The organism is Candidatus Izemoplasma sp. (assembly GCF_982632705.1).
On sequence record NZ_CEXEES010000017.1, the window covers coordinates 1 to 11291 of the forward strand.

The window sequence follows — 11291 nt, forward strand, 5'->3', positions numbered from 1 at the left end:
TATAATTTATATATAGAAATCTGTTTATTTTTGTAAGCGATTTTGCTATAATGTTATCAGTATGGAAAAACACAGAAAGAGGTGAACGCAATGAGTACAGAATCTCAAAATGTTAAAGAATTATTTGAGAGTTGGATTCAAGATGCAGAAACTAAATTAAGTGAAAAAGATTTAATAGAAAATATGAAATCTTACTTAGTCGGGCAGCATCCTGAAATTTGTGGTAAATGTACACCGTGTAGAGACGGGGTTATCCGCATGGAACAACTTTTAGATGATTACACTAACGAGATAGCAACGCTTAAAACTCTTAAAGAGCTTGAGCAATTAACTTACAACTTGCGCGCTTCTCGATGCAGTGTCGGGTTAGATATAGGTAAGAATTTCGAGGTTATCCTTGAAAACAATTACAATACACTTTATCAACCTGTTAAAAAATATTAGGAGGATATTATGGCTAAGATTACAATCAATGGTATTGAACTTAAAGTAAAAAAAGGCACAACTATCCTTACAGCTGCAAAGAGTATCGGTATTGAAATTCCGAAGTTATGTTTTATTGAAGAAATCAATGAAATAGGATTTTGCCGTATATGCGTAGTAGAAGTTGAAGGAGAACAAGATTTAGTATCAGCATGTAACACAGAAATTTCAAATGGAATGGTGATTCAAACTGATTCAGAAAAAGTTTTAGACACAAGAAAAACTACATTAGGTTTACTTGCAGCGAAACACAGATTCGATTGTTGGAGATGTCCAAAAGATGGAATGTGTGAGTTCTACGATTTACTAAAAGCTAACGATGTTGTCTTTGAAGAATTTGGTCCAGGGATCGGGAGAAATCCTGAAAAGATCTTTGGTACAGGTATTTCACAAGACCAGAGTAAATGCGTTTTATGTAAACGATGTGTCGCAGTATGTGAACACGTAGTAACAGCTAAAGTTTTAAAATTTAGAGATGATGATGGAATTAATCCAATCGTTTCTCCTACACCTGGTTTAGCGTTCGATGAAGCAGGATGTATTTTCTGTGGGCAATGTACTAAAACATGTCCAACGGGTACGTTACATGAAACAGACCATATTAAAAGAGTTGAATCTTTATTAAAAGATGAAAATAAAAAAGTATTTGTACAAGTTGCTCCAGCAGTTCGTGCATCACTAGCAGAAGAATTTGGGTATGACATTGGGACTCCTGTTAGAGAGACACAAGGAAAAATGTATAGAGCATTACAATTACTTGGATTTACAGAAGTTACAGATACAAACTGGGCAGCGGACCTTACTATTTTAGAAGAAGGTACTGAACTAATCGGGCGTATTAAAAATGGTGGACAATTACCACTATTCACATCATGTTGTCCTGCATGGGTTAGTTATACAGAAATGTATAAACCAGAATACATGGGGAATTTATCAACAGCGAAATCTCCACATATGATGCAAGGTCAAATGATCAAAAATTATTACGGAAAAAAATACTTAAATGAAAAACCAGAAAATATAGCAGTTGTATCAATCATGCCTTGTACCGCTAAGAAATATGAAATTTCTCGTGAAGAAATGGAAGTAGACGGTGTACGTGATGTTGATGCAGTATTAACAGTAAGAGAACTTGCTAAGATGATTAAACGTAAAGGTATTGATTTTAGACGTTTAGAAGATTTAGAACTAGAAGGACAACTTGCTCAATTTAGTGGAGCAGGAACAATATTTGGGGCATCTGGTGGAGTTGCAGAAGCAGCTTTACGTTCAGTTTATGAAATCTTAGAAGGTGAAACATTAGAAACACTGGAATTCAATGCAGTACGTGGTGTTAACTTCAGTAAAGAATATGAAGGAACAATAAAAGAAGCATCTATCAAACTACCAAAAACAAACTTAACAGTTAATGTAGCAGTAGTTCATGGTGGGGCAGCTTTAAAACGTATGTATGAAATATTAGATGAAGGTAAAAAACAATATCACTTCATAGAATTCATGGCTTGTCCTGGAGGATGTGTAAATGGTGGAGGAATGCCAATCACTAATGAAATTCCAATGCATGAAGTAATCGCAAGAAGATCACAAAGTTTATACGATCAAGACAGTACAGATTTACCAATCAGAAAATCACACGAAAATGAACAAGTATTAAAAGCTTATGAAGATATGTTAGGAGAACCTAACAGTGAAATCGCTCATAAGTATTTACATACACACTATACCCAAAAAGGGTTCACAAAGGAATAGGTGTCGAATATGATTAATGAATATAAAAGCTATTTAGAACCTAAATTTGTTTATATTCCTCTTACAGATCCTACATACAAAATCGCCAATGTAAAAGTTACTGAAGGCGACACTGTATTAATAGGGACAGTAATTGGATATAAATACAAAGGTCAAATCAAATTACCAGTTGTTTCTAGTGTGAGTGGAACTGTTAAAGGATTTGAAGAATTACAAGATCGTTTTGGTAAAACTGTAGATCACTGTGTTATCGAAAATAACATGGAAGATAATCAAATAGATTTAAAATCATTTGAAAATGCATCGTCATCACAAGTACGTGCTAGAATTGCAGAACTTGGTTTAGAACAAATCAATGTAGACGGAATATATACTCCACTACAATTTGACAAACCAATCAAACACGTTGTAGTGAATGCGTCATTCACAAATGAACCATTCTTAAAAACAGATTATATGTTTGTAAATGAGAATGCAGAAAATATCGCAAATGGAATTGAATTACTAAGAGTTGCTGCTAACGCAGAAACTGTTACAGTAATCGCAGATAAAGATATGGAACCATTCGCATTCAATAGTTTAGGTGAAGCTATAGTTGATAAAAATATGCAACTAGAAACTGTTAAATTATTAAAAGTAAATGGTGGAGATTTCAAAGTAATCTCAAAATTAATTAACAAACCAGTATCACCTAACTTACTAAATGATGGTGTATTATATGTCAAAGTTGATACAGCTAAAATTATTTATGATGCAGTTGTCTTAGGTAAAGTACCTAATCAAAGACAAGTAGCAATCACAGGTGATGGTGTAAAAGAAAATGTAATTTACGATGTAGTAGTTGGAACAAAACTATCAGAAATCGTAGAAGACCTTGGTGGTTATAACGACGTTGAAGAAATGGTATTACATTATGGTTCATTTACAACAGGAAACCAATTAACAACGGATAATACAAGTATCACACTTAATGTTGATACGATTAACTTCCAAGAATATGTAGAACTAGAAGAAGAAGTTTGTACTAAATGTGGTGAATGTAATGATGTATGTCCTGTAGGAATTCTTCCTCAGAACATAATGGATGCTGAAATAAGAAATGTGAACGAACGAATAGTAGATTTAGATACACAAGCTTGTATCGAATGTGGATTATGTACATATACATGTCCATCAAATATCAACGTATTAGAATGGGTGCGACGTGCTAAACGTCGTGTTGGATAAGGAGTGATATGATGAAATTTATTACTAAAAAGCCTCCTATCGTTACCAATGGTGAGCACACTTATAAACGTTCGTTAACACTACACATCGCATTGATCATCGCAGCATTAGCAGCAATCATCTTAAACGGATTCTACACATACCCTGTATTTGAAGATGTAACACCATTATTCAATTCAGGATTAGAACAATCATTCAAAGTATTTTCAATGATCGCAATTGCATCAATGATTGCAGTTGTTATTGAATTATTCTATTCATTGTTTGAAGGGGATACAACTAAATTTAGTTCTTATAAAGGATTTGTAGACCCAATCAATACAGGGATATTAATTGCATTATTATTACCGATTAACACTCCAATCTTTGTTCTTGCATTAGCAGTATTTGTTGGTGTATATATTGGTAAATTAGTGTTTGGTGGATTTGGATTCTACATTTTCAATCCAGCACTAGTTGGAGCTTTATTTGCATTTAGTGCATTTGGAGCTGACCATTTAGCACAAGATTTAGTTACACCATTAGAACTACTTAAAACAGCAATAACAACAAATTCAGCATTTATCATGTCTGATGTTTGGCCATTATTAATTGGTAATTACCAATCAATCAGTATTGGTAGTACAAGTGTTATTGTCTTATTACTATTGTTTGCATATTTATGTGTAACAAAAGTAATCGACTTACGAATCAGTGGTACTTACTTACTAACTGTAGTAGTTATGTCATTTGGAATTGGTGGAATCTTATTTGGATTTGGTGAGATGGCATTAAACTATGTCTTAATCAACCTGATAACTGGTATTGCCGTATTTGGTGCAGTATTCTTTGTTAGTGAAACAGTAAGTACTCCAACTTCAAGAGAAACAAAATTAGTATATGCAGTTACTGTAGCTATCTTAATGATGGTATTTAGAACTTTATCTAGTAATGTTGAAGGATTAATCTATGCCGTGTTATTTGGTAACATGATTACACCATTCTTAAATAGAACAGTTAAAAAATCAAATAAAAAAGCCCTAATCAAAACTTTGATTGGGATTACAATAGCAGTTGTCGGAGTAACATTTATCATTGGATTTATGTTAAAAGGACAGATAGAAGAATCAACTGTTAGTGCAATAATGTTTGGAGGGATTTTATAATGAAGCATATTAAAATCGTTCTAGCATTAACTTTAGTAGTTGTAGTGATGATGGTCGGTGTATTCGCAGTTGAAGATGCATTAAGACCTGAAATTGAAATTGCTGCAGCGGAAAGAGCAAACTTAGCAAAAGATGATGTTTTATCAGGTGCAGCAGCACATCCAGTTGCAGTTTTAAACGCAATTGAAGAGGATGAAACCTTAGACGTTGCTGATACAGGAATTACTGGTATTTATTATTACGAAGGACTTGGATATGTTTATCAAGCTGAATTCTCTGGATTCGCATCAACAATTCAATATATGGTTGGATTTGATGAACTTGGAAATGTAACTGGTTTTAAAACATTATATCAAAATGATTCACCAGGTTATGGTGCGAAAATTGGTTTAAAAGAAACAACGGATCAATTACTTGGACTTACAATTGGGGATTTAGAATCTGGAAACTTTGATGGAATCTCAGGAGCTACATTTACAACTACAGGTTGGAAAGATAGTTTAGCAGCAGTTATTGGATTCCATAACAATGTATTCTTAGGAATTGAAATCGTTGATGTTACAGCTTCTATGTCAGGATTACCAATCAGTGTAACAAAAGTAGAAGAAGTACAACAAAGCGGTACACCTATTGAGTATGTATATACTGTTGAGTTTTACGGATATAATCAAACAGCAGCATCAGTATTTACAATAACAATTGATTTAGCTAGTGAAGTTCAATCAGTTGAAGTAATTACTATGAATGAAACTGATGGCATCGGATCGCACATCGCTGATCCAGAATTCATTCAACAATTCCTTAACATGAGTGTTGAAGATGCTACAGATAATAATTATGATCAAATGGGTGGAGTAACATATCCAGCAACATTATTCGGATTTGAAACTTCATTTACAGAAGCATATATGTATCACAGAGTTGAAGTAGAGGGATATGAACCTCATGTTGAAACTGAACTAGAAAAAATTGCCAGATGGTATGTTGAATTATCTAGTGAAGCAGCTTTAACGGATACTACAAGCTCTTATACTTTAGATGATACATTCGTTGAAAAAGTAGAAGAGAATGATGATTTCGTAATCTTAACTGCAACTTTCCCTGGTTTTATCGATGATATGACAATCATGATTGGATTTGATAAAGAATCTAATGATGTTACAGGATTAAGAGTATTGGTTAATGATGAGACACCAGGTTACGGTTCAAAAGCTAGCGATGAAGATTTTACAGATTTGTTTATCGATTTAAATCACATACTAGCATTATACGGACAGTTTGATAGTATTGGTGGAGCTACAGGAACATCAAATGCAATCAAAGATGGTTTATGGGATATCGTAGGATTCTATAGAGTTGAATTAATGGGTGAGCAACCAATTATAATTGCAGAACCGAGACCAGACTCTGAAACTACAGCAAACTTAAACTTACAAGAAGCATATCCTACTGCAGATTCATTTGTAGAAGTATATGAAGATACACCATATCAAGAAGGTATAAGAAATATTTATGCAGCTTTAGATTCAGGATCAAATGTAATTGGGTATGTATATTACGGATTTGAGTCTGGGAACTTCTTGAACGTTGAATACACATGGGGTGTTAATAATGCAGGTCTAACACAAGAGTTATACATCATCACTGATGGTACTTCTTGGGAGTGGGCACCTGATTACTCAGGAGGTCAAATCTTCGAAACATCTACATTCTTAAATTTATATACAGCTATCGAAATTGGTAGTATATTAGATGCACAAGTTAATATTGATTCATGGAGTGGAGTATCTACCACAACAGGTGGTATGAGAGCAGCTCTTGAGGCAATCGCAGAGTATCATGAAGATAATAACGTAGGAGGTGGAAACTAATGGCAAAACCTCAAAAGTCATTGACTGAAGTTTTTACTAATGGTTTCTTAAAACAAAATCCTACATTCGTACAATTCCTCGGAATGTGTCCTACTTTAGCAGTAACATCTAAAGTATCAGATGCTCTTGGAATGGGTGCAGGTGTAATTTTCGTTCTTGTATTTAGTAACTTGATTATTTCATTAATCAGAAACTATGTACCACGAGAAGTACGTATCCCAATCTTTATCGTAATCATCGCAGGACTAGTTACAATCTTAGAAGTATTCATGGAGTGGAAACTATATGATTTATATATTAGTTTAGGTACATTCTTAAGCTTAATCGTTGTAAACTGTTTAATCTTAGGACGTGCAGAAGCATTTGCTTCTAAAAACGGACCTGTTAGATCAGTATTAGACGGATTAGGTATGGGTATTGGATTCACAGGTGGGATAGCATTAATCGCATTCTTCCGTGAGTTATTAGGAAACGGAACAATTACTATTTGGGGTAACTTATCATTTACGTTAATCCCTGAAACATATACAATCGGATTATTAACATCAGCTGCAGGAGCTTTCTTAGTATTTGGGATCTTAGTATCACAAATCAACAAAGTTAAGTTCAGAAAAGCTGAACAAAGCGAGGTGGCTTAATATGGATTTAATCGCAATTGCATTCGGAGCTATATTCGTAAATAATGTTGTATTAAAACAGTTTTATGGTCTATGTCCATTCTTAGGAGTTTCAACTAAGAAATCATCAGCAATCAGTATGGGTATGGCAGTAACTTTCGTTATTACTTTATCTGCTATGATTTCACACTTAATCTACGTTAATGTATTAGTAAAAGATATTAACCCTGATTTACCGGGTGTTCAAGACTTAAGATTCTTATCTACTATTATATTCATCTTAGTTATCGCATCATTCGTACAATTAGTAGAAATGATCATTAAAAAATTCTCAGCTTCAATCTATAGTGCTTTAGGTGTTTACTTACCACTAATCACTACAAACTGTGCTGTACTTGGGGTAGCAATCGATATCACTAAAAATAGTGAAACAAAAATCGGATTCGCTAATCCTACATTGGCACAAGTTACTATATACGCACTTGGTATCTCAATAGGGTACGCATTGATTATATTCTTGTTCAGTGCAATACGTGAAGAAATGGATGCATATCCAATCAAACGTAACTGGCAAGGTATTCCAATCGCTCTTATCACAGCATTCATCATGGCAATGATATTTGTTGGATTCGGAGGTATTGTTTAATGACTACAGTTATTATACTTAGTGTTGTTATTAGTGTAGTACTAGCACTTACATTATCACTGGCATCTGTTCTACTGTATGTAGAAGAGGATCCAAGGTTACAAGATGTAGTTGATATGCTTCCAAATCAGAACTGTGGGTTATGTGGTAACCCAGGTTGTAAAGCGATGGCAGAGGCAATATTAAATGAAGATTCAAAGCTATCACAATGTAAACCTGGAGATCAAGAAATGAGAGACGATATCAAAGAATATCTAGAATCTCATCCTGATGAATCTGGAGAGTTTGTAAAAGTTAAAATGTAATTAGAAAAGAGTGTACAAAATGTACACTCTTTCTTTTGTTTAAAACTGAATTTAAGTATAAAAAAAGCGAACCGAAGTTCGCTTTTAGTTTAAAAATTTACTATGTTGTAGGGATTGCTTTTGTGATTGCTTCTTCGAATGACTCGTAGAAACCTTCCATTCCGATTGTAACTCCACCAACTGCATCAACAGTATAAGTATCAGTCATATCGAAGTCATCATGTCCACCATCAACACCAGGGATAATTACCCATAGAGGATCCCATTGTTGCATATCAACGATTGCAGCAGCTAATTCATCAGCTTCAGCAGCCCAAGTAATACCAGAAGCTAAAGTGTAACCTTCTTGTAATGCTTGTTTAGTTGAGAAAGTAGTATAAGTAACTGTAACTTGATCTTCAAGATATGAAGCAACTTTAACAGCATCAAGAACACATGCAGCACCAGCAGCATCTAATGTACCAGCAGTAACATCATCAGCATCACATAATACAGCAGGGATTTCAACGTCATAAACTATTTCAGTTGAAGTTCTAACATTTAATGCATCAAAGTATACGTCTGTAATAACACCGTCTTCGATAGTTACTCTTGCAGTATATCCAGCATCAGTATCTCCAAAGAATACTCCGTCGTTATAAACATAAGCAGGAGCGTGTGCAGCTGCCCATTCATCAGATGTAGGGATATCAGCGATAGCAGTTCCGCCAGCCATTTCAATAGCTAAGTTCCATGCTAATACGAATCCTTCAGCACCAATTGTAACACCAGAAACGGCATCAACAGCACCATCATGGTTGATTTCAATAAAGTGATGAGGAGCAGTTAACATATTCATTCCTGTAATGTCAGTAACGTCTAATATGATTTCTCCCCAACCTTGGTTAGCTTGTACGTAAGCAGCTAATTCAGCAGCTTCAGCTTGCCAAGTAACACCAGAACCTAAAGTATATCCAGCTCCTAAAGTGTTTTTAGTAGTTCCATGATACATAGCATCAAATACTACGTCTTCAATGTATCCACCAGCACCAACAACGATAGTTGCAGTGTATTGTGTTGTAGGATCTACAGCGAAGTAAGTACCTGGAGTGAATGATCCACTCATAGGGTGGTTCAATTCAAATGTACCATCACCTAATACTTTGTTATCTCCAGTATAACTTGAGATTCCACCAACGTTAATTACGTCTTCGTATCCAAGTGATAGTAATGCGTCCATAACGAAACCAGCTCTAGTTCCACTACCACACATTAAGAAAATTGTTTTGTCTTGGTCGAATAATTCAAATAATCCACCTTGATTTACGATATCAGCAGCAGCAAATGTCCAATCTCCATCAGTTCTAACTAGAACATCAGCAGCCTCTAAGTAATCGAAGAATGGGATCATTTCGAATCCAGCGATGTATCCTGATTTCATTTTGTCGTCAAAGTTTCTTAAATCAACATATTGAACGTCAGGTCTTCCTAGATAGTCATCAACATCATTGATGTCATCCATTGTTGCAGGTAATTCAGATAATTCCATAGGCACGTCTACATACTCAATAACTGTTTCAGGTGTACACCCTACTAATGTTAGAGAAAGAGCTAATGCCGCGATAAAAACTAAAATCTTTTTCATAATAATTTCTTTCCTCCTAATATTATTTTATACGTTTAATATTATAAGGTATTAGTGTGCGTATTGTCAACTAATAATATATGAGAAAACGTCTATTTTAAGCGATTATATAATAGTTAGTACACTAACGGTTTGGTGTCGTTATTAGTTAGTGTTCAAACTAAAAATGATGATAAAATCGTTTAAGATATAAGCAAAGCCATTTAATGGTTTAACGAAAATTTTCGTTACTATTTTTTTTATTTTCTTTATCAATTATGGTATAATTTATAAAGAAGAAAAAAAAGGTGATTTTATGAAAAAAAGTGACATAATTTTACTATCAGTAATCACAGTTCTCGCCCTAGTTAGTTTGTTCGTTGTGCGAACTATACAAAATAATACCGAAGTTCCAAACGGTACAGCATTTGTAATTTTTAACAACAAACCGATACTAGAAATTGAACTAAAAGATGGTAGTTATGAAGTATTACAAACACAACATGTATTTGAAATAAATGAAGAGAATTTCACATACATTGTGAATGGGACTAACGGTCCTGTAACAATTGAATATAAAGATGGAAAAGTTAGAGTAATTGACGAGACATCTCCTAAGAATATTTGCCAAGATCAAGGTTGGAGCAATAGTACTGTAAAACCAATAACTTGCCTGCCTAATAATTTGGTTATTGTGATTAAAGATGAATCGATTCCATCGGAAATTGACGGTACTGGATAATGGATAATTATTTTGTGATTTTAGAAGTAGTATTGTTTTTAATCTTTATTCCACTTGTTTATAACATTACACAAGCTTGGGATTTATCAAAACTCTTTAAAAAAGGATACACAAGAGAAATAAGAGTATTTATAGTATTGTTTATTTTAGTTTTTGCGTATCTTTCAAGTCATGCGATCATAAGCATCTTAGAGATGTCATATACCATTGCAAATTAAAAACGGATTTTCATCCGTTTTTTTTATATATATTTTCTCTCTGTATTCAATATAGAAAACAAGGCACTACCTTTTGTTTTTTGAGTGATTTCAGATTTGATTGTATTCTCATAATCTGACCTGACAATAACATCATAGTGAACTTTATCATCATATGTTGTGTTGATTAGTTCTGTGGTATCTCTCAAGTGTTTTTCACACACACCTATATAATCAAACTCAATTGATATTCTTATAGTTGTAAATGAAGTTTTAATAGAAGGTAAACTATTCTTTACCGATTGTGCACAACCCTTAGTATACGCTCTAACCAAACCTCCAGCTCCTAGTTTGATACCACCGAAATAACGAACACTGACGTTTATAACATCAGTTAAATCATTTTTCTTTAATACCTCAAGCATTGGTAACCCAGCTGTTTTACTTGGTTCACCATCGTCACTAAACTTTTGTATGCTTTGGTTATCACCAACGATATATGCATAACAATGATGGTTCGCATCAGGGTGCTTTTTTCGTAATGTAATCATATATGTTTTGGCTTCTTCAACATTTGTTATTGGGGCCAAATAATTAATGAATTTAGATTTATTTATTATTAGTTCTTCAATGACTTCTTTTTGAATGCTTTTCATAATATCACCAAAATAATTATAACACAGGACTTGATTTAACAAAATATAAT

Annotated in this window: 12 protein-coding genes; 10 read left to right on the top strand and 2 right to left on the bottom strand. The window is 33.9% G+C overall.

All coding sequences use genetic code 11. The annotated features are described in order from the left end of the window. The first annotated feature begins 90 nt into the window (after nt 1–90). Genes AC2LE6_RS03795 through AC2LE6_RS03830 form a run of 8 tightly spaced genes read left to right on the top strand, consistent with a single transcriptional unit; the run spans nt 91 to nt 8043 of the window. Nucleotides 91–444 carry an NADH-ubiquinone oxidoreductase-F iron-sulfur binding region domain-containing protein gene (locus AC2LE6_RS03795; RefSeq protein ID WP_484477921.1) on the top strand — a complete coding sequence of 118 codons (354 nt, stop codon included), beginning with the start codon at nt 91–93 and terminating at the stop codon, nt 442–444. A 9-nt stretch (nt 445–453) separates the two neighbouring features. Then, nucleotides 454–2232, top strand: a complete 1779-nt coding sequence (locus AC2LE6_RS03800; protein WP_484477922.1) for a [FeFe] hydrogenase, group A — start codon at nt 454–456, stop codon at nt 2230–2232. A 9-nt stretch (nt 2233–2241) separates the two neighbouring features. Next, on the top strand, nt 2242–3459 hold the full coding sequence (locus AC2LE6_RS03805) for a 4Fe-4S dicluster domain-containing protein (RefSeq protein ID WP_484477923.1): 1218 nt from the start codon (nt 2242–2244) through the stop codon (nt 3457–3459). Nucleotides 3460–3470: 11 nt separating this feature from the next. After that, nucleotides 3471–4604, top strand: coding sequence for an RnfABCDGE type electron transport complex subunit D (locus tag AC2LE6_RS03810; protein WP_484477924.1), 1134 nt, complete (start codon nt 3471–3473; stop codon nt 4602–4604). Next, nucleotides 4604–6475, top strand: a complete 1872-nt coding sequence (locus AC2LE6_RS03815; RefSeq protein ID WP_484477925.1) for an FMN-binding protein — start codon at nt 4604–4606, stop codon at nt 6473–6475. The genes AC2LE6_RS03810 and AC2LE6_RS03815 overlap by 1 nt, the downstream gene beginning before the upstream one ends. Further along, nucleotides 6475–7113, top strand: coding sequence for an electron transport complex subunit RsxE (rsxE, locus tag AC2LE6_RS03820; protein ID WP_484477926.1), 639 nt, complete (start codon nt 6475–6477; stop codon nt 7111–7113). The genes AC2LE6_RS03815 and rsxE overlap by 1 nt, the downstream gene beginning before the upstream one ends. A 1-nt stretch (nt 7114) precedes the next feature. Further along, on the top strand, nt 7115–7738 hold the full coding sequence (locus tag AC2LE6_RS03825; protein WP_484477927.1) for an electron transport complex protein RnfA: 624 nt from the start codon (nt 7115–7117) through the stop codon (nt 7736–7738). Continuing rightward, nucleotides 7738–8043 (top strand): (Fe-S)-binding protein, encoded by a 306-nt coding sequence (locus tag AC2LE6_RS03830; RefSeq protein WP_484477928.1) that lies wholly within the window; start codon nt 7738–7740, stop codon nt 8041–8043. The genes AC2LE6_RS03825 and AC2LE6_RS03830 overlap by 1 nt, the downstream gene beginning before the upstream one ends. Nucleotides 8044–8143: 100 nt before the next feature. Here AC2LE6_RS03830 and AC2LE6_RS03835 read toward each other — a convergent pair whose 3' ends face one another. Continuing rightward, nucleotides 8144–9667: a hypothetical protein gene (locus AC2LE6_RS03835; protein WP_484477929.1), complete on the bottom strand. Its 1524-nt coding sequence runs from the start codon at nt 9665–9667 to the stop codon at nt 8144–8146. A 295-nt stretch (nt 9668–9962) separates the two neighbouring features. Here AC2LE6_RS03835 and AC2LE6_RS03840 point away from each other — a divergent pair, with 295 nt between their 5' ends. Then, on the top strand, nt 9963–10388 hold the full coding sequence (locus AC2LE6_RS03840; RefSeq protein ID WP_484477930.1) for a NusG domain II-containing protein: 426 nt from the start codon (nt 9963–9965) through the stop codon (nt 10386–10388). After that, nucleotides 10388–10606 (top strand): DUF1146 family protein, encoded by a 219-nt coding sequence (locus tag AC2LE6_RS03845; protein WP_484477931.1) that lies wholly within the window; start codon nt 10388–10390, stop codon nt 10604–10606. Before AC2LE6_RS03840 ends, AC2LE6_RS03845 begins: the two co-directional genes overlap by 1 nt. A gap of 23 nt (nt 10607–10629) precedes the next feature. On the opposite strand, the gene AC2LE6_RS03850 is transcribed toward AC2LE6_RS03845, so the two are convergent. Next, a complete protein-coding gene (locus AC2LE6_RS03850) occupies nt 10630–11241 on the bottom strand; it encodes a YigZ family protein (protein ID WP_484477932.1) in 612 nt (203 codons plus the stop codon). Nucleotides 11242–11291 lie beyond the last annotated feature (50 nt).